This is a genomic window from Sphingobacterium sp. DR205 (assembly GCF_011064245.1).
GTDB classification, from domain to species: Bacteria; Bacteroidota; Bacteroidia; order Sphingobacteriales; family Sphingobacteriaceae; genus Sphingobacterium; species Sphingobacterium athyrii.
The window spans coordinates 640,843-660,650 of the sequence record NZ_CP049333.1 but is presented as its reverse complement, the minus strand read 5'-3'; the positions used below and the strand labels follow the sequence as shown (position 1 = coordinate 660,650).

The window sequence follows — 19,808 nt, the reverse complement described above, 5'->3', positions numbered from 1 at the left end:
AAGAAGCCACATTTTATGCTAAAATATGGCTTCTTTATTTTGTGAGATACCTATTTATTTTGCAATTTCCTTAATTATTGGCTCACCCGCCAATAATCTCTTATAGCGCACCAATGCTTCTACATAATAGTAGTCAGCGTAGGTCAAAGGCACATCCACTTCTGAATTCAAGGGTAAAGCACCAACACTGTGTTGAAGAATATAGCCACCATTTTGACCGTAAGCCGCCAGATAAGGCGCTTGCGATAAATTTTTGATCATCGTTTCGGCTTTATCCAAGTAGTTTGTGGATTCAGTACCTTTTGTATATTGAGAAAGCTCCAATAGCGCCGAAGCATACAAAGCTGCTGCCGATACGTCTCTTAAATCTTTATTCGGATACATCTTATCAGATGAAGCAATTTTATCCTTGTCAAAGTCCCAGTAAGGAATCAGATCTGAGGGTAAGTTTGGATTGTCAAGGATATATTTCGCTATCTGCTGCGCCTGCTTCAAAAATTCCTTCTTCTTTGTTTCACGGTACATCATCGTGTAACCATATAAAGCCCAACCTTGGCCACGCGACCACGCAGACTCATCAAAAGCACCCTGATGTGTTTTTTTGGATCGGACCTTACCCGTATTTTTATCATAATCGATCACATGATACGAACTATAATCTTTTCGAAAATGATTTTTTAGCGTCGTTTCGGCATGCGTGACAGCAATATCATAATACTTCTTATCACCAGTTACTTTAGAGACCTGTGTCAAAAACTCCAGGTTCATCATATTGTCTATAATGACTGGATAGTCCCAGGCCCCGTGATCCCATGAACGAATAGTTTTTGTTTTCTGGCTATAGCGTGATGCCAATGAATTGGCCCCCGTCGTTAAAACCGGTTCGTATTTCTGTGTATTCCCGGTCAACCGAAGGGCATTTCCAAAACTACAGAACAACATAAAGCCCAGGTCATGCGTACCCTTATTGTTCTTCTCCTTCTCCAGGTAGGTCAATTTATCTTCGGCACTTTGTAATAGTTGCTGATCTTTGGTTCCTTCATATAGATAAAATAAAGTTCCGGGATAAAATCCCGAACACCACCAACTTGATGACGAAAAAACCTCCTTCCCATTTTCAAATGTTTTTGGAAATTTATCTTTTGGCGTTTCTTTATCCAAAACCTTTATCTGCTTGGCAGCGCCATCAAGTTGCTGCTGAATAAACTCCTTCGAGAGTTTCAATTTTTCCGTTTGCCCATGGGCTAGACTGCTTGTTCCCAAAGCAGCCCATACAATCATTAAGATTTTCTTTTCTAGTCTCATTATTTATATTCCCTTTTTTACGTTATTGATTTTTAAGTCTTCGCACTATTTATTTTCACGGATGGCCGCTGTGGCACCTTTATCGAGTTCTAATAGGATCAAGCCATCCGCTTCTTTCGTGTACTGTCCCTTTCCAAGTATTTGAACGGATGGGTTCACTATATCAAGCTTGAGTTTTAATGATCCTCCATATTGACTTTTAATCTCAACGGCTACTGTGGCTCCATTTTGTCGTCGTGCTGAAATCAAATGGCCGCCATCCGCCAAAAAGTGACTGAACGAAACATCTTTCCATCTACTTGGAACTGCCGGAAATACGCGTAATATTCCGTTCCAATATTGTAGGCACAATTCCTGTATACTTGCCATCGCAGCCAGCGGGGTTTCGATCACAGGACCACTTTCTGCATATAAGGTATTCGGTTTGATATATTTGTTCAACAAAATATCCAATGAGGCTAAAGCAGAATCGCCACGTCCCATCATCGCATACATGGAAGCAGCCCCCGTAAATGAATAACCTTGGAGCCATTGCTTTTTGCTCTGCCAATGCGCGATGGATTTTTCGATCAATCCCCTATTCTCCCTTTGATCCCAGTTCACATCATAAAAAGGATAAATCATCATAAGATGCGAATAATGGCGATGTGATTCATCATAGGGTACATCTTTGGCAATCATAAAACCATCACTGTTTTGTGGATATTCAACCAGATGGGTTAGCACATCCTCCCATACAGCATGAAGTGGATCATTACCCCCTCGCTCATCGTCCAGTTCCAGAAGTGTTTTTAACCCCCACTTTAAAATGGACAGATCATAATTTGTATTGTAAGCAAATCCCTTCGCATATTCCGGTGAATAAGTTTTAACAGCGATATGGTATTTTCCCATTGCATCTTTTTCCATGAGATGCAAATGGTAGTTGACCGCTTCCTTCAAAAGTGAAAAGAGACGATCGTATACTTCTCGCGACAATGTTGCCCGATAATACTGATAGTAGCTATGCAGTAGCCACACCAGATTGCCAAGCTCTTTATCACCATCAGAAGCCTTTTCAAGGGCGACGCCTTTTTGCAGTAACACGGGGCTCCATAAATCCGGCCCCGATGATCGGCCTATGGCGATACTATTATAACGATAGGGCTCCGGAACATTTAAGCGCAAATTGTCTTTATTCCGCTCGATCATCTGTATCAGGGAATTGGAAATATCCAAATGATTTGCTTTAAAAGTTGGTGAATAAGCAAGCTGCATATTCAGATTAAGCCAATAAGCGGGCCAGGGCGTAGCGCTTGTCCAAGGACCTTGCAGATCCATGGCAGGTTTATCCGACCGCGTAGCACTCGCGAGCTTATACAATTGCATATCGTAGAAATCTTGGTAGATTGGATCCGGCAATTCAAGCGTAGATGCATTAAAATAGTCCGTCCACCATTGACGATGCTCCCTCAGACTGGCATTTATCTTCCCAGCATTAAATTTTTGGAGATAGTCAAGTGTTTTTCCGGTAAAATCTTTTCCAGCCTGACTGTAGCCAACTGTGATCACATAGGTATCAAGATCTTTGGACGAACGCAATAAGTAAGCAGTCGTATAACCGCCACCTGCTGTCAAGGGTTGTTCATAGAATTTTATCTGGCCCTGCTGTCCGTCGGTTCCGGTTGGATTGGGAAGGTAAGCCTTCGGTTTTTGGGTATAGCTAAATTTCATACGCGGACTGATTGCAGAATCGGCAATCCAATTGAGCGTATACCTTCCTTTAAAGTTCTTTTTTAATACCTCCAATAGAATAATGTTAGCATTAGAAAGTGTTGTAGTCTTTACGTTGATTGGTCCCTGATCAGTCACAATCGTCGCCACAGCATATGCATCCTTCAAATAGATATCCCCTTTGGCCTGTTCGATCGCACAGCTCAAATCCAAATTGAAGTAGCCCAGGGACAGACGGGCTTTGTCAAACAGTTTATCAGCTGAATTTGCGCGATGGTCATATACATCTGTTCGGCCGATGTCAACCCGCACTGATTTTTCCCCGGACAGGTAAGTCATGGTCCCCAATAGACCATTACCCGTGAATACACCCTCATAAATGGTATTTCCGAGCGGAGCAACCTTAAATTGCCCAAACCCTGCCATCTGTAAAGCTAGGGTATAAATAACAATTAATAATAGTGTTCTCGGTCTCATCATATCGGTTTTCCTCTTTTCAAGGCTCCATAAAGATGCCGTATTATCTAAGTATAATCAAGCCTGATTTACGAAAACGATTAAGTACCTTCTCGGGTTCCCTGTAGCATATCCGTTTATTTTTTTCCGGTGCCGCCAGTATGAAAGCAAACGAAGCAGACGATTCGGGCATTAATATGGACCAAATATCGTTTCGTTCCTTTCAAAAACGGTCAAATACTCGGATATTACCACTGGGTGCGCCGGACTGCATTGCTGAAAACCTAGCCTCAGCAGGAAACTCATTTGGGAGCAGCTTTGTAACAATTCTGTCGCTAAATTTCCTTTTTCCGCAAGAGAACCAAACACTATATACGAAAGAAATGAGTTTAGAAGCATTCTTTTATTATTTTTTCACAAAACGAGAAGAAACAATACGTAAAAATTTAGTTATCAGTTTATATTTAGCAGTTTTTTATCTATTTTTAAGTTCGATATCCAATTGCAGTTATTATTAACAGCCTAGAACGGATCAATTATAAAAAAACTAATCCAACCAACATGAAAGAACAGAATTCATCAAGGCGTGATTTCATTAAAAAATCAGTGGTAGGCGCTGCTGCATTTTCTATTGTACCACGTTTTGTACTTGGAGGCCAGGGCTATCTTGCTCCAAGTGATCATCTAACCAAAGGAGTAATTGGCGTCGGCAATATGGGCCGTGGACACTTCGGCTATGCCGGAACAAAGACAGTTGCCATCTGCGATGTTGACACAACCCATCTTGCAGCTGCGCAAAAGGACTTGGGGGGTGGGATCAAGGAATATCATGATTTCAGAGATCTTATTAAATCTCCGGAAGTAGACATCGTTCACATTGCTACTCCACCACATTGGCATGGTCTTATGTCTATTGAAGCTGCCAAGGCCGGAAAAGACATCTGGTGTGAAAAACCGATGACACGTACAATCGGCGAAGGTAAGAAAGTTAAGGAAGCCATCGCACAACATGGAAATATGTTCCGTTTAAATACCTGGTTTCGCTTCAAAGATGATTTTTATGGAATGAATGTACCTGTCAGTAAAATCAAAAAACTAGTAGATACAGGCATGTTGGGCTGGCCATTGAAAGTGACAATAAGCAAGCACACAGGATTTGACTGGAAATTCTATTGGGTGGGAAAAGAAAACCTACCCGAAGAACAAGTTCCGGCTGAGCTGGATTACGAATTTTGGCTAGGTCCCGCTCCTTATAAGCCATATAACAAACATCGTACACACACCACTTTTAGAGGATATTGGGATTATGATGGTGGTGGATTAGGTGATATGGGACAACATTACATGGATCCCGTGCAATATTTCCTCGGTAAGGACAACGAAAGCCCGGTGACCGTTGATGTCGATGCGCCACAGCAACACCCAGATGCGGTTGGTACATGGAGACGCATTACCTTTACTTATGCGGATGGTTGCCAGATCATTTTAGATGGTGAGGCCAAAGACGAAAAAGCGGCATATATCGAAGGTCCAAAAGGTAAATTATATAAAGGATTTGCTTCGGATATCCCTGACCTGGAAAGAAAACTTGCGCAATACCCTGAACCGGCACCGCAGATCACCGACTTTTTAGAATCTGTCCGGACACGTGAAAAGTTCGCACTAAATGAATTAAATGGGCACCGCTCCTGTACTTTGGTTAATATGGGTCTAGCGGCTTTACGCCTCAACCGTTCATTGAAATACGATTCTCAGAATGAGCAGTTTATTGACGATGACGCGGCAAACCGTTTAATTCATCAACCCATGAGAGGTCCTTGGTCCATCTAACAATTATAATCCGATGAAACATCATATACTTAAAAAGCGTCACTACAAAAGATGTATAGAAAAAGTCGTGGTGCTTCATACCGATAAAAGATAAATAATCTCAATGAAACCTTCATGATTTATTCAATTACATAGGGAAATGGGTAAATCCGATAGCTTCATCACAATTGAATCCGCCGAAGGCAGCATAAATGCCTTAGGGGGAAAATTGACTAATGAATAAACAGATTTAAACGGATGAAAAAGATATTTAATTCGCTGGCCGTATTGCTTCTTATCTCAAGCGCTTCATACGCCCAGCAACCACAAAATAGAACCACAGCTACCAAAATAGCTGATGTGTTAGCTCAACAGCCGGCAGAGGAAAAAGAAAAATTCCTGCTCGCCATGCATGAGCTGGAAGGATTTAGTTCGGATGACATCGTTGCTTTTCTTAAAGGCCTAAAAGCACCCGGAAGTAATAATGCACCAATTGAATTTGCTGCGAACAGTTATTCCTTTTATGTCAATCAGCCCGGAAAAGAGCAGCAAAAAAAGATCTTTGTTGAAGGCTTAGCAAAATCCATCACACAACTGAGCGAACCTACAAATCAAGTTTTCGCTTTGCGTTTACTCCGCCAATGTGCGGACAACTCGGCAATCCCTGCTGTCGCAAACTGTTTAACAAACGATTACCTTGCTGATGCAGCTGCAAGAACTTTGGTATCTATCCGTACCAGCGAGTCCGCTGCGGCGCTGGAAAAAGCGCTGGCTGCCTCAACGACTGAAAAAACTGCTATCGCCATCGCTACTGCATTAGGTGACCTAAAAGTTAGCAATGCGGAAAATGCCATTTTAAATTTAACGCAAAAATATAGTTCAGATGCTTTCCAACGTACCGCACTAATTGCATTGAGCAAAATTGGGGGGACGGCCTCTGCTTCTCTATTTCAGAATAAATTGAATGATGCAGCATATAGCTATGATAAATTTGATGCTGTCGGACTAGGCATTGACTATGCACAGTCATTGATCGACAATAAACATGATCAAGACGCAGTCAAATTCCTGAATAAATTCTTTCAGGAATCACAAAAAGCAAAATCCATCAACGGACAATTTGCCTCGTTGAAACTATTGGCTGCCATCGATCCAAAAAAGCAACAAAAAAACCTGCTGTCAGCCGTAAAGAGTGATAATGGCGCATACCGTAATCTCGCATTACAATTGCTGGGCAAATATGGCAAAGGCAGTGATGCCAAAAGCCTGCTCGCTTTAGCGAGTAAAGGTACTCCAGAAGTACAGGAAAGTGTACTAAATTACCTTGCACATAACGGATCCGCAAGCAGTTTAACAGCAATCCAGGCATTAGTCGGCAAAACGACTTCGCCAGTTACAAAATTAGCGGGATTAAGCGCGATCAACACACTTTCACAAGGAAAAGAGACCAATACCCTAATACAGGCTTTTGATGCGGACCAAGAATTCAATAATTCTGTTAAGGCACTCATCCTTTCCTCCAAGGACGCCAATGTGATCAATGATGTCAATAACGCGCTCGCCTCTGTCGATGACAGCAAAAAAATTCAGTTACTGGATATATTGAGTAAACGCTCCAATAGCGCTTCGTCAAAAGCAGTATTGGCAATCAAAACAGCAAATCCTTCCGTTGAGGAAGCGATAAATAAAGCGCTGCCTAATGTCGCTCAGGAATCCGATCTCGAAGAACTTTTCAATAGATTGAACAATACAACTGACCCGAAATCTGCTGCTTTACTGCAAAAAGCGATTGTCAATGTCGTCCAATCAAGCCCAAATGCCAACGGACTAACAGGAAAACTAGCTGCAAACATTTCAAAGTCTGCAGCACCGAGCGCCACAAAGTATTTTCCTATTTTTGCCGGACTCGGGGATGATCAATCGTTAAAAGCTGTCGGTAATTATCTAAACAATAGCAATCCAGAACTTAGAGCCGCAGCCATTACATCATTGGCGAGCTGGACATCCGCGAACGCTCTTCCCGAACTGGTAGCATTATCCAGGACGGAAAAAGACCAAAACTTATTCAATACCGTTTATAAAGGATTAATCAAATCCATTTCCTCTTCGACAAATACTACAGATCAGAAAACACTGTTGTTGCGCGACGCTTTTAGTGTTGCAAAAACAGTAGAACAGAAAAAAGCCGCACTTGCCGCCCTGCAGCCAACAGGTACGTATCAAGCTTTTATTTTTGCTGCGGACAAAATGGCTGATCCACAATTAGGCGAAGCTGCTGCGAATACCGCCATGAACATAGCCATGGATAATAAATATTATGGTAGCAAAGTAAGGGAAGTTTTAGAGCAGGTCATAGGTAAATTGTCTGGCAGTGAGAGTGGCTACCTGAAAGAAGCCGTAGTTCGTTACCTTTCTGAAATGCCAATAAAAGAGGGTTATGTATCGCTTTTTAATGGCAAAGACCTGAGTGGCTGGAAAGGATTAGTCGCTGATCCGATCAAACGAGGTAAAATGAATGCCAAAACATTGGCAGCTGAACAAGCCAAAGCTGACGACATCATGCGTAAGGGCTGGTCAGCATCAAATGGCGAAATTGTTTTTAGCGGAAAAGGAGATAACCTGGCAACAATAAAACAATACGGAGATTTCGAGATGTTAGTTGACTGGAAATTGGAGAACTATGGTGGCATAGAGGGTGATGCCGGTATCTATTTGAGAGGTACACCACAAGTTCAGATCTGGGATATCGCAAACACGAGAGTTGGTGCTCAAGTAGGCTCAGGAGGATTGTACAACAACCAAAAAAACGAAAGCAAACCGTTAAAAGTGGCTGACAATGCCACGGGCGAATGGAATACGTTTAAAATAAAAATGCAGGGCGAGAATGTCTCTGTTTGGTTAAATGGTCAATTGGTTACCGATAATATTCCGCTTGAAAATTACTGGGATAGAAATCAATCCATTTTTCCTACAGAACAGATTGAACTGCAGGCTCATGGTTCAGTGGTCTACTATAGGGACCTCTTTATCAAAGAATTCCCCAGAAGACAAGTCTTTAAGTTAAGTGACCAAGAGAAAAAAGAAGGATTCGATGTCCTATTTGATGGAACAAATCTCGACAAATGGACTGAAAACAAAGCGTATGTAATCAATGATGAAGGTTACATTTGGGTATATCCCAATGCAAAATTCGGCGGCAACTTATATACAAAAGAAGAATATGCTGATTTTGTATATCGCTTTGACTTCAAATTGACCCCCGGAGCTAACAATGGTGTTGGGATCCGTGCTCCATTAGATGGAGATGCGGCTTATGAAGCTATGGAAATCCAAGTACTGGATGACGGTGCAGATGTGTATAAAGACCTAAAACCTTACCAGTACCACGGTTCTATCTATGGTGTGGTAACGGCCAAAAAAGGACATTTAAAACCATTGGGCGAGTGGAATTCCGAAGAAATATATGTAAAGGGGAATCGTGTTAAAGTAACTTTGAATGGTACCGTTATTGTTGATGCAGATATCGCTGAAGCGAGTAAAAATGGAACACTGGACGGAAAACAACACCCCGGTTTAAAACGTAAAAGTGGCCATATTGGTTTCTTGGGCCATGGAACGGAAGTATTCTTCAAAGATATCCGAGTTAAAAAACTCAAATAACTTCTTGAAGTGCAGAAAAAGGGGATAAGGAATCTTATCCCCTTTTTGCTAAAAGACCGGCTTGCTTGACAAGTGAGAAAAATAACAGAATGATTCCAAAAACTTTTATTAAATTAAAGATCTGGGATTCTAATTCAAAATATGATGTTTTATGACTAAAGCCGTAAACCTGTTGATTAACAAAAAATTGGATAGCAAACCTGAAAAGAAAAATCTATTCAATAAACTTTCTATTATAAAATTAATAGCCGAATTAGGATCTGTATCAGTAAACGACATCGTAAAAAACCTTTCGTTAAGCCTTCCAACGGTCAACAGCCTGATTGCTGAACTATTGGAAGACAATATCGTTCGTCAATTTGACAAGGGAGAATCCATCGGTGGTCGCAAACCTAACCTATATAGGCTATGTGATGGGTTATTTCAAGTACTATGTATAGAACTTCAACGTTTCTCCATTACACTGAGTATTATGGACAATAATCAGAATATTGTTGCTGAAACCGTTGAGCTGGACAATGAGTTATCCCGCAATGCAGATAATCTCCATGACATTACAGCAATTATTGACCAATATTTATTGGAAAAAGCGGTAGATACCGAAAATCTTACCGGACTGATCATTAGTATGCCGGGACTAATCAATGCTGAAGAAGGAACAAATGAAACATTTTTACATGATGCTTCACAATCTATCACAGCATATTTCGAAGACAAATACAAAAAGCCCGTATACATACTCAATGATGTGAAGGGGGCAGCGTATGCGGAATTGAAATTTGGCTTAGCCAAAAACACCAGGAATAGTCTTATTATATTAATGGATTGGGGAATAGGTCTTGGAATAGTTTCCAATGGCGAAGTTTATCTCGGGCGTGACGGTTACTCGGGCGAGGTAGGGCACATGCCATTCATTGATAACGGCGAATTGTGTTATTGTGGCAAAAGAGGTTGTCTCGAAACGGTGGCTTCCGGAATTGCCTTGGTCAACAATGCAAAGCAGGAGATCGAGAAAGGTGAGCTTACCAAACTCAATGAGTTGCAGAAAGAAGAGTTGGATCACTTAACACCAACCCACGTGATCGAAGCAGCTAATAAAGGTGACCAATTCGCAATAAATCAAATTTCTAAACTGGGCACCAACCTCGGGAAGGCATTTGCCTCCCTGATCCAGCTGCTCAATCCCGAATTAATTGTACTGGGAGGAAAAATAGCCAAAGCCAATGAATTAATTACAATCCCGATACAACAGGCAATCAATTCATATACAATGGCTATTTTAAAAGAACATTGCGATATCAAAGTATCGAGCTTGAATCTAGACAGTAACACAATCGGTTTGACAAACTATTTTATCACAAAGTATCTGTCTGTCGAATTGCAACAGAAATCCAAAATCTAAAACTGACCTGTACTCAACAATACCAGAGTACAGGCTCTTTCAGTTTTTATGCCATTTTCCATTGCCAGCTGTTCCAATTCAGCATTTTCTGCCCCCGGATTAAAAATAATACGCTTTGGTTTGGTCTCCAAAATATAGTTATAATATTCTTTCTGATTCTGCTCGCCAAGATACATGGTCACCGTATCAATATCAGTATGTATGTCGCCTTTCTTTTCAATAGGTACACCGGCCGCTTCTCCACCGCTCAAACCAATATTAACAATATCGTGTCCGTGTTTACGGAGCATATTCGCGGCTTTATTTGAATAACGCGAAGGATTTGTACTGGCACCTAAGATTAACGTCTTTTTCATCCTTATACTTTTTTGTTCATCTATGATTGATCTTTAAGAACATGCCTATTGTCTTCTTTATACCCGGCATCCGGTTATCAACGCCCAAAGTGAAGTTACGCATTCATTTTATTATTGATGAGCATAGAATTATTCATCAATAATAAAGTCACCATGGGTGCTATAAGCATTCTTACGTAAAACAGGCATACCCAAAATTTTATAAAGTTCATCCAATTTCACCAAACTGCCATTTGTCATATTCGAAAGTAAAACGATAACAATATTTCTTTTCAGATCCCGTACATAGATATGACGAAAACCGTGCCACCATCCGGTATGATAAACAATATGGTCATTTCCATGCTCAAAAGTACGCCATCCATATCCATAGCTAAAAATACCTTTCTTTGCATCAGGGTAACCGCGGTAAGCCGAATCCAACGTCGATTGTTTTAATAAACGGCCATCACGAAGCGCTAAATCAAAACGGTAAAGGTCTCGTACTGTACTATAAATTCCCTTATCTCCCAACGGTCCGTCCTGAAAATTCTGCACCACGGATCTTCGCCATATCTTATCATGTCCAATGACGTTGGTCGGTATCTTTTCGTATACAGCTTTTGACAGCGCAGCGGTATTGGTCATTCCGGCAACATTGAAAACACTGTCTTTCATATATGTTGCATAATCCTGTTTCGACACCTTCTCGATAATAGCGCCTAAGACCATAAAATTGGAATTATTATAGAAAAACCGTCCGCCGGGAGCGCCGTATCTGTTAGGCTTAAACTCTGTTAGCATTTTCATAACATCCTGATTGGTCATCCCTTTTTTACGGTCGGGCCAATGTTTCTCTGAAAAATAGACATAATTTGGTAGGCCTGACCGATGGGTCAGTAACATTTTGACCGTAATACCGGGATAAGGAAAATCCGGATAAAAATCATTGATTGTCTGGTCCAGACGTAATTTTCCGGCTTCGACCAATTTCAATGTACCAACAGCTGTTAAAGGTTTAGAGACTGACGCCAATTCAAACTTATCATCAATTTCCAAACTATCACGTTTCAGGTAGTTGGCCCAGCCAAATGTATTTTGATATAGAATTTTGCCATCCTTCGCCACCAGCACATTTCCGTTAAATGCAGATCTCGAATGCAGGTTTTTCATAAATGCATCAATATTGGGGTCTGCCTGCTGAGGGTTGTAAATAAGTCTTGTACTATCTATTTTTGCCTGTGCTATTGCCGCTTCTTTTTGTTTTTTCTCTTTTGAACTACAGGCAACTGTAGATGCCAACAAAAGAGCTACCATTCCCTTTAAAAAAAATAATTTCACGTATTGTATCTCCCGGATTTTCTATTTTATGTAATGTTTGCCCCTATCTCGAAGGTAAATCTGCGCCTCATCTTCATACGATTTATACATCGCAATGATCTCATGCCCGTTCCATTCTGTGTATTCTTTTTGAATTTCAATAAAGAATCGAGTTTAAAGATAATAATGCTAAAATGAAGATTTTAGTATAAAAAAACGAATTTTTAGCACAAAAAAAGCCACTTTATTCCTAAAGTGGCTAATATTTTATTGGCATCTAAAATCTATGCTAACAACCGGACTGGATTTTCTACCAATGCTTTTAAAGTCTGTAAGAATGCAGCACCTGTTGCGCCATCTACCACTCGGTGGTCACAGCCCAAAGTTACTTTCATTACATTACCCGGAACTACAGCACCATTTTTCACAACCGGAACTGCCTGAATAGCTCCTACTGAAAGAATAGCTCCGTCAGGAGAGTTAATAATAGATGTGAACTCATCTATACCAAACATACCCAAGTTGGAAACGGTGAATGTAGAGCCTTCCCAATCCGCTGGTTGTAATTTCTTAGCTTTCGCTTTTTGCGCAAAATCTTTCACCTCAGCAGAGATGTGAGATAATGATTTACCATCAGCAAAACGCACTACGGGAACTAACAAGCCATCTTCAACAGCCATAGCAACACCGATGTTTGTATGCTCATTGAAACGGATCTTATCTCCCTGCCAAGAAGAATTCACAGCTGGGTGTTTTTTCAATGCTACTGCGACAGCTTTCACGACGATGTCATTGAAAGAAACCTTTACTGGTGCGATCTCATTAATTTGAGCACGAGCAGCCATGGCATTGTCCATATCGATAGACACTGTCAAATAGAAATGTGGCGCAGTGAACAATGATTCAGCCAAACGGCGCGCAATTGTCTTACGCATTTGGTTGACAGGTTTTTCTGTATAGCGTTCTTCACCAACATAGGTAGGTAAAGTAATTGCTTTTGTTTCTGTAGCCGGAGCTGCTGCTGTTTCAGCTGGTTTCGCTGCAATCGGAACAAAGGACTCAACATCTTTTTTCACGATACGACCACCATCTGCTGACCCTTTGATATCACTCAAATTGATTCCTTTTTCCTTCGCAATCTTACGTGCCAAAGGGGACGCTTTCACACGGGAATCATCGTTTGAAGCAGCAGCAACCGGTGCAGCAGTTGCTGCTGGAGCTGAATCAGCTTTAGGAGCTTCTGCAGATTCCGCTTTCGCAGGAGCAGATTTTTGATTTAATAACGGTGTAATATCAGTTCCGGCAGGACCAACAATAGCAATAATATCATTTACTTTTGCGGCTTCTCCAGCTTCAAGACCAACATACAACAACGTGCCATCAGCATAAGCCGTAACTTCCATTGTCGCTTTATCCGTTTCTACATCAGCGATAGCATCATCCGATTTGATCGTGTCTCCAACTTTGAAATTCCATTGTGCAATGACACCTTCTTTCATGGTATCACTCAATAACGGCATTGTGATCACGGTACATCCCAATTCCTCAGGAGTTACAGTACTAGCCGAAGATTCTGGACCAGAAACTTCTTCTGCTTTTTTCTCTTCTGCTTTTTCCGGTGCTTTTTCCGCTGCAGGAGCATCTCCGCTCAACAATGCTTGAAAATCTTCACCGGGCTCACCCAAAACAGCGATAACAGCATCAATAGCTACTGCTTCACCCTCTTTTGGGCCAATATATAAAAGAGTACCTTCTTGGTATGACTCAAAGTCCATTGTAGCTTTATCTGTTTCAATTTCAGCTACTAAATCACCAGAATTTACTTTATCACCAACTTTTTTGTGCCATTTTGCGATGACCCCCTCGGTCATTGTGTCGCTCATTTTGGGCATTCTTACTACTTCAGCCATTCTGTATTATATTATCAAGTTAAAGAGTATTAATCTAAAATAAATGGATAGTCTTGTTGTACATAGACATCTTTGTACAATTCGTCAGCATCTGGGTATGGAGATTCCTCCGCAAATTTTACAGACTCTTCGACTACTTTTTTCACGTCAGCTTCAACCTCAGCAAACCAAGCATCATCAGCATATTTGTTTTCCAAAATAGCATGTTTAGTAGCCAATAATGGATCGCGATCTTTATACGCTTCCAATTCCTCTTTCGTACGATATTTCGCAGGGTCAGACATGGAGTGTCCTTTGTAACGGTAAGTACGGATTTCTAAGAATGTAGGTCCTTCGCCAGCGCGGGCACGTTGAACAGCTTCATCCATTGCGTTGTGTACAGCAACAACATCCATTCCGTCTACAGGAGCTGAAGGCATATCAAAACCTAATCCCATTTTGTAAATGTCTTGCATGTTAGTCGTACGTTGTACAGAAGTACCCATTGCATAACCGTTGTTTTCACAAACGAAGATAACAGGGAGTTTCCATAGCATCGCCATGTTTAATGTTTCGTTGAATGCACCTTGACGTACAGCTCCATCGCCCATATAACAGATGTTTACATTATCTGTACCAAGATATTTCTCAGCAAATGCGATACCAGCACCTAAAGGAATCTGACCACCGACAATACCATGGCCACCCATGAATTTATGTTCTTTAGAAAAGAAGTGCATAGAGCCTCCTTTACCTTTTGAACAACCAGTGATCTTTCCATATAATTCAGCCATACAAGCATTTGCAGAAACGCCTTTAGCCAAAGCGTGGGCGTGATCACGATAAGCAGTGATTAAAGAATCCTCAGGTTTGATTACCGACATCGTTCCAGCGACTACTGCCTCTTGTCCTATGTACAAGTGACAGAAACCACGAATCTTTTGCTGTCCGTAAAGTTGACCTGCTTTTTCTTCAAACTTACGCATAAGTAACATCGACTTATACCACTCCAAATATGTCTCTTTTGTTATAGGTGTTGAACTCATTTCAAAGTTTTGATTTTCTTACAATTCTAGACTACAAATCTAATAATTTTGGATGAATTTTCTTGGTCAAAAATCAATTTTATTTACACTTTAAGACACTTCTAAGACATTTGATTTAAAGTATATAGCATTTTTTAACAAATAAATGAACGGCACAACCAAATAAATCAAAAACTTATGAAAATAAAAAAGCCAAAGGACTTAATAATCATTTGGCTTTATCTTTTTTATACAAATTGTTCTAGCGAAGTTTTTGAATAAGCTCATTTTCGGTAACCTTCACCTGTTCTCCGCTTTCCATGTCCTTGAGCGATAACTGACCAGAAGAAACTTCTTCCTCCCCGACCAATAATACATAAGGAATTCTTTTTCCGTCGGCATAGCTCATTTGCTTTTTTAGCTTCACTGGTGCAGCATACAATTCAACAGCAATATTTTCTTTGCGGAGTTTATTGAGCAAACCCAGTGTATAGGTTTCAAGCTGTTTATCAAAATTAATGATCAACAGCTTGGTAGAATCTGCTTTGTTTGCCGGAAATAAATTCAATTCCTCCAGGACGTCATAGATACGATCGGCTCCAAACGAAACGCCAACACCGGTCAGGTCCTTCAGACCGAACATCCCGGTAAGGTCATCGTAGCGTCCGCCACCACCGATACTGCCCATGGCAACTTCATTTGTCTTCACCTCAAAGATACAGCCCGTATAATAATTCAAGCCTCTCGCCAACGTAATATCCAGATCAACAATACGGGTCAACAGTGTGGTGTCCCCGCTCAATTTAATAATATAATCGAAGACTTCCTCAATTTCAGCAATGCCTTTTAAACCCACTAAAGAATTCGCCAAGATAGATTTTAACGCTGCAAGTTTCTCCTCATTAGAACCTTCCAATAAGACAATAGGCTTCAACAGATCCAGATCCGCTTCTGTAAATCCTCTTTCCAGCAGTTCCTTATTGACCCCCTCTAATCCGATTTTATCCAATTTGTCAATGGCGACAGTCATATCAACAATAAGCTCCGGCTTTCCGATAATTTCGGCGATACCAGAAAGGATCTTTCGGTTGTTGATTTTAATATTAAAATCTTTCAATCCAAAACGTTCGAAAGCCTCTTGATAAATCAGAATAAATTCAGCTTCATTCAGCAAACTAGTTGAACCCACCACATCCACATCACATTGGTAAAATTCACGGTAACGGCCTCTTTGCGGTTTATCAGCCCGCCAGACCGGCTGAACCTGAAAACGCTTAAATGGTAAGGAGATTTCATTTTGATGCATCACAACGTAACGTGCAAAAGGCACCGTCAGATCATATCTTAAGGCTTTATTAGAAATTAAAGGGATAAGTTCATTCAAGGCCCTTTCTTGTAACAAATTATCTGGGGCTTTGTCCAAATAATCTCCTGATTTAAGGATCTTAAAGATCAATTTATCACCTTCATCACCGTATTTACCTGTTAAGGTTGTTAAATTCTCAAATGAAGGTGTCTGTATTTCATTGTAACCATATTTTTTAAACACAGCTTTCAATGTGTCAAAGATATAATTACGTTTGATCATTTCGGAAGGCGAAAAATCACGGGTTCCTTTCGCCAAAGAAGGTTTTACTGTTGCCATATCCGGCAAAGTTAATAAATTCCTTTAATCTACTTCCAGAATCTTGAGGAATTCACAGGCTTTTTCTGCAGCTAGCTTTTCAGCGGATTTTTTATTGAAATCACGGCCCAGGCCACATACCACCCCATCTACAACAGCCTCCACACTGAACATCTTCGAAGATTCACCTTCTGGATTATCCGTTTGTTGAAATAGGATTTCTTTCCCGGTATGCTGACACCATTCGATCAACCGGCTTTTGAAATTAGTCTCGGTCTGCTCCAGTAGCTGGATATCAACATGTGGTTTAATAATACGGTTTAGGAGAAAGCTTTTTGTAAATACGTAACCTTTGTCGAGATACACCGCACCGATCAGCGCTTCAAATGCATCGCCCAACAACGACCCTTGTTTGTTTGGAAAACTGATCATTCGAGCGTCGAACTGTATCATTTCATTGAACCCTAATTTTCTGGAAAGTTGGTTCAGATTTGCGCGGCTCACAATTTTGGAACGCATCTCCGTGAGGAAGCCTTCGTCTTTATACGGATATTTCTTGAACAACAGTTCGGCAACGACCGAGCCTAAAACAGCATCACCCAAGAATTCCAGACGCTCGTTACTGTTTTTAGCCCCTTCTTTGATTGTTACTGCAACAGACTTATGTCTAAATGCCATCTTGTACAAATGCACATTCCCGGGAATAAAACCTAGTAGGTTTTTTAGTTTTCTAACATATTCCCGATCCGGCGAAATATATAACTTGTATATCCTTGAAAAAGGCATCTCATCTAAAAATAAGGCGACAAGTTCTAATTAAAGAACCTGTCGCTAGCTCATATTACCAAACCATGTTTGAAGGATCAAACATTAAGCTTTATATTTTTTTACAATCACAGTAGCATTGTGGCCACCGAACCCAAAGGTGTTACTCAACGCTGCATTAACAATACGTTTTTGCGCTTTGTTGAATGTAAAATTCAGTTTATTATCAATTTCCGGATCATCTGTGAAGTGATTGATTGTCGGTGGGACAATGTCATTTTGCACAGCTAAGATCGAAGCGATTGTTTCTATCGCCCCAGCAGCACCCAAAAGGTGTCCAGTCATTGATTTTGTTGAACTGATATTCAATTTATATGCGTGTTCACCAAACAGGTCAACAATAGCCTTCGTTTCACTGATATCACCGACCGGTGTAGAAGTTCCATGAACATTGATATAATCAATATCTGAAAAATCCATCTCTGCATCGTTGACAGCCATCGTCATTGCCAATTTAGCGCCCAAACCTTCAGGATGCGAGGCTGTGATATGATGTGCATCCGCACTCATGCCACCACCGGCAATCTCTGCATAGATTTTTGCACCGCGTGCTAAGGCATGCTCTAAACTTTCTAAGATCAAGGCACCCGAACCTTCACCCGAAACAAAACCATCCCTGTCTTTATCAAAAGGACGGGAAGCAGTTTTGGGATCATCATTTCTTGTTGACAATGCATGCATAGCGTTAAATCCGCCGATTCCAGCTTCATTGACCGTCGCTTCTGATCCACCGGTAACAATCACATCTGCTTTTCCCATACGAATATAGTTAAAAGCATCAATCATTGCGTTGGTGGCAGAGGCACAGGCCGATACTGCCGAAAAGTTAGGACCGCGAAGGCCATGACGCATTGAAATATGTCCTGGAGCAATATCAACGAGCATCTTAGGAATAAAGAAAGGATTGAAACGTGGTGTTCCATCCCCTTTTGCAAAGTTGGCAACTTCTTCTGTAAAAGTTGTCAGACCGCCTATTCCTGAGCCCCAGATTACTCCGATACGATTTGTATCTAATTTTTCAAAATCTAAGCCAGCATCTTTAATTGCCTCATCAGTAGACGCAATTGCATACTGTACAAAAGGATCGACTTTACGAGCTTCCTTACGATCCATAAAATCATGTGGATCAAACCCCTTTACCTCACACGCAAACTGAGTTTTGAATTTTGACGCATCAAAATGCGTAATAGGAGCAGCTCCGCTTACACCATTTATTAATGCCTCCCAGTATTCTGAGACGGTATTACCAATTGGTGTAAGGGCGCCTAATCCTGTTACTACTACTCTTTTAAGCTCCATTTATTACGATTAGCCTAATTAAATTAGTTAGTTAACGTTTTTTTCTAAATAAGCGATTGCTTGACCAACAGTACCGATAGTCTCTGCTTGATCATCAGGAATAGCAACGTTGAATTCTTTTTCAAACTCCATGATCAACTCAACAGTGTCAAGTGAATCAGCACCTAAATCATTAGTGAATGAAGCTTCTGGTGTTACTTCGTTTTCGTCTACACCTAATTTTTCAACGATAATTGCTTTTACTCTTGAAGCGATATCTGACATGATTTTATAGTTTAATTGTTTAATAAATCTGTGCAAAGAAAAATAAATTTCATCAAAATTCAAACCTAAATTGATATTTAGATGAAAGTCACCATGTTAGGCGACCGAACTTATTCGCGTCTTATACTAGCTAACCCACTCTATATTAACTTAGTTCAAGTATAACAAAAAATATTTTGTATTCCAAACGCTCAGCTAATTAACTCAAATTTTACACAAAAAGTATATTCCCGCCTTAAAATTATTAGTACCTTCGTTAGCATAAGAACATATATTTTAGAAAAAAAGTGGTCAATAAGTTAGTAGCAAGGTTAGACATGGACATGGATGAAGAGTTAGATTTCACCCTACTCGCCATCACCTGCCCGCTGAAAGATTACCGTCTCTGTCACTTTATCAACAAAGTGACAAATCTGGATTTTTCCAGAGGCAAAGAGAGCAAATATGATCATGATGGCCGTCCAAAAAATAAATCCGAAGAAGAGCTTGAATATCATATCATCTTTGATGCAAAGAAAAAAATAAGCTACCACTTCACTGCTTTTCATTACCTCAGTCCCGATTCGGACACAGAATATTTTCTCATCAACAATAAAAGTATCGAGGGAACCTTTTTAATCCCCGAAAATCCCCATTTTGATTTCTTCGTCATCATCAAAAATTACATCTGTGAAGAAGATGTTGAACATATAATCAAAAGGATCAGCAAATTACCAGAAGTAGTCATAGCGAAAGAAATATCACCAAAAATATTGAAATCTAAAGAAAATCTCATATTTTAGCAGACTGTAGGTTAGTGTAGCAAATACACCTAACTGTAAATCTAAATTAATTCGATTTAGTTTTGACAAAACGACAACAATACAGCAAACTGTTTGTTGT

Annotated in this window: 14 protein-coding genes; 4 read left to right on the top strand and 10 right to left on the bottom strand. The window is 40.4% G+C overall.

What is annotated here, in order from left to right; translation table 11 throughout:
- Window positions 1-54: 54 nt before the first annotated feature.
- Together G6053_RS02690 and G6053_RS02685 are read right to left on the bottom strand one after the other, a co-directional pair.
- Window positions 55-1,305: a glycoside hydrolase family 88 protein gene (locus G6053_RS02690; protein ID WP_165305485.1), complete on the bottom strand. Its 1,251-nt coding sequence runs from the start codon at window positions 1,303-1,305 to the stop codon at window positions 55-57.
- A 45-nt stretch (window positions 1,306-1,350) separates the two neighbouring features.
- Window positions 1,351-3,498: a glycoside hydrolase family 95-like protein gene (locus G6053_RS02685; RefSeq protein ID WP_165305484.1), complete on the bottom strand. Its 2,148-nt coding sequence runs from the start codon at window positions 3,496-3,498 to the stop codon at window positions 1,351-1,353.
- 537 nt (window positions 3,499-4,035) lie between these two features.
- Here G6053_RS02685 and G6053_RS02680 point away from each other — a divergent pair.
- The 3 genes from G6053_RS02680 (at window position 4,036) to G6053_RS02670 (ending at window position 10,345) form a co-directional block, all read left to right on the top strand.
- Window positions 4,036-5,304, top strand: a complete 1,269-nt coding sequence (locus G6053_RS02680; RefSeq protein ID WP_108636219.1) for a Gfo/Idh/MocA family oxidoreductase — start codon at window positions 4,036-4,038, stop codon at window positions 5,302-5,304.
- Window positions 5,305-5,541: 237 nt separating this feature from the next.
- Complete coding sequence (locus tag G6053_RS02675) at window positions 5,542-8,943, top strand: DUF1080 domain-containing protein (protein WP_165305483.1); 3,402 nt, start codon at window positions 5,542-5,544, stop codon at window positions 8,941-8,943.
- Window positions 8,944-9,094: 151 nt separating this feature from the next.
- Window positions 9,095-10,345, top strand: coding sequence for an ROK family protein (locus G6053_RS02670; RefSeq protein WP_108636221.1), 1,251 nt, complete (start codon window positions 9,095-9,097; stop codon window positions 10,343-10,345).
- Here G6053_RS02670 and G6053_RS02665 read toward each other — a convergent pair.
- From G6053_RS02665 to G6053_RS02630, 8 genes are all read right to left on the bottom strand, one after another.
- Window positions 10,342-10,701 (bottom strand): CoA-binding protein, encoded by a 360-nt coding sequence (locus tag G6053_RS02665; protein ID WP_121124453.1) that lies wholly within the window; start codon window positions 10,699-10,701, stop codon window positions 10,342-10,344. The two genes, G6053_RS02670 and G6053_RS02665, sit on opposite strands and share 4 nt — an antisense overlap.
- Window positions 10,702-10,830: 129 nt before the next feature.
- Window positions 10,831-12,021: a serine hydrolase domain-containing protein gene (locus tag G6053_RS02660; RefSeq protein ID WP_165305482.1), complete on the bottom strand. Its 1,191-nt coding sequence runs from the start codon at window positions 12,019-12,021 to the stop codon at window positions 10,831-10,833.
- A 263-nt stretch (window positions 12,022-12,284) separates the two neighbouring features.
- Entirely contained in the window at window positions 12,285-13,910 is a 1,626-nt protein-coding gene (locus G6053_RS02655; RefSeq protein WP_165305481.1) for a 2-oxo acid dehydrogenase subunit E2, read from the bottom strand.
- A gap of 29 nt (window positions 13,911-13,939) precedes the next feature.
- Window positions 13,940-14,935 carry a pyruvate dehydrogenase (acetyl-transferring) E1 component subunit alpha gene (gene pdhA, locus G6053_RS02650; protein WP_104385230.1) on the bottom strand — a complete coding sequence of 332 codons (996 nt, stop codon included), beginning with the start codon at window positions 14,933-14,935 and terminating at the stop codon, window positions 13,940-13,942.
- A 241-nt stretch (window positions 14,936-15,176) separates the two neighbouring features.
- Window positions 15,177-16,559: a histidine--tRNA ligase gene (gene hisS, locus G6053_RS02645; RefSeq protein WP_165305480.1), complete on the bottom strand. Its 1,383-nt coding sequence runs from the start codon at window positions 16,557-16,559 to the stop codon at window positions 15,177-15,179.
- A gap of 24 nt (window positions 16,560-16,583) precedes the next feature.
- Window positions 16,584-17,324, bottom strand: coding sequence for a ribonuclease III (gene rnc, locus G6053_RS02640; protein ID WP_104385232.1), 741 nt, complete (start codon window positions 17,322-17,324; stop codon window positions 16,584-16,586).
- An 84-nt stretch (window positions 17,325-17,408) separates the two neighbouring features.
- Window positions 17,409-18,662 carry a beta-ketoacyl-ACP synthase II gene (gene fabF / locus G6053_RS02635; protein ID WP_104385233.1) on the bottom strand — a complete coding sequence of 418 codons (1,254 nt, stop codon included), beginning with the start codon at window positions 18,660-18,662 and terminating at the stop codon, window positions 17,409-17,411.
- Between the two features lie 27 nt (window positions 18,663-18,689).
- Window positions 18,690-18,926: an acyl carrier protein gene (locus G6053_RS02630; protein ID WP_028070665.1), complete on the bottom strand. Its 237-nt coding sequence runs from the start codon at window positions 18,924-18,926 to the stop codon at window positions 18,690-18,692.
- 287 nt (window positions 18,927-19,213) lie between these two features.
- Here G6053_RS02630 and G6053_RS02625 point away from each other — a divergent pair, with 287 nt between their 5' ends.
- The gene (locus tag G6053_RS02625; protein ID WP_241254902.1) at window positions 19,214-19,708 is read left to right on the top strand and encodes an IPExxxVDY family protein; all 495 of its coding nucleotides are present in this window, start codon (window positions 19,214-19,216) and stop codon (window positions 19,706-19,708) included.
- Window positions 19,709-19,808 lie beyond the last annotated feature (100 nt).

What these genes read in the sequence shown, in the direction of transcription:
- G6053_RS02685 (WP_165305484.1), bottom strand. Translation starts at nt 3,498, where the DNA reads ATGATGAGACCGAGAACACTATTATTAATTGTTATTTATACCCTAGCT.
- rnc (WP_104385232.1), bottom strand. Translation starts at nt 17,324, where the DNA reads ATGCCTTTTTCAAGGATATACAAGTTATATATTTCGCCGGATCGGGAA.
- G6053_RS02690 (WP_165305485.1), bottom strand. Translation starts at nt 1,305, where the DNA reads ATGAGACTAGAAAAGAAAATCTTAATGATTGTATGGGCTGCTTTGGGA.
- fabF (WP_104385233.1), bottom strand. Translation starts at nt 18,662, where the DNA reads ATGGAGCTTAAAAGAGTAGTAGTAACAGGATTAGGCGCCCTTACACCA.
- hisS (WP_165305480.1), bottom strand. Translation starts at nt 16,559, where the DNA reads ATGGCAACAGTAAAACCTTCTTTGGCGAAAGGAACCCGTGATTTTTCG.
- G6053_RS02630 (WP_028070665.1), bottom strand. Translation starts at nt 18,926, where the DNA reads ATGTCAGATATCGCTTCAAGAGTAAAAGCAATTATCGTTGAAAAATTA.
- pdhA (WP_104385230.1), bottom strand. Translation starts at nt 14,935, where the DNA reads ATGAGTTCAACACCTATAACAAAAGAGACATATTTGGAGTGGTATAAG.
- G6053_RS02680 (WP_108636219.1), top strand. Translation starts at nt 4,036, where the DNA reads ATGAAAGAACAGAATTCATCAAGGCGTGATTTCATTAAAAAATCAGTG.
- G6053_RS02670 (WP_108636221.1), top strand. Translation starts at nt 9,095, where the DNA reads ATGACTAAAGCCGTAAACCTGTTGATTAACAAAAAATTGGATAGCAAA.
- G6053_RS02665 (WP_121124453.1), bottom strand. Translation starts at nt 10,701, where the DNA reads ATGAAAAAGACGTTAATCTTAGGTGCCAGTACAAATCCTTCGCGTTAT.
- G6053_RS02655 (WP_165305481.1), bottom strand. Translation starts at nt 13,910, where the DNA reads ATGGCTGAAGTAGTAAGAATGCCCAAAATGAGCGACACAATGACCGAG.
- G6053_RS02675 (WP_165305483.1), top strand. Translation starts at nt 5,542, where the DNA reads ATGAAAAAGATATTTAATTCGCTGGCCGTATTGCTTCTTATCTCAAGC.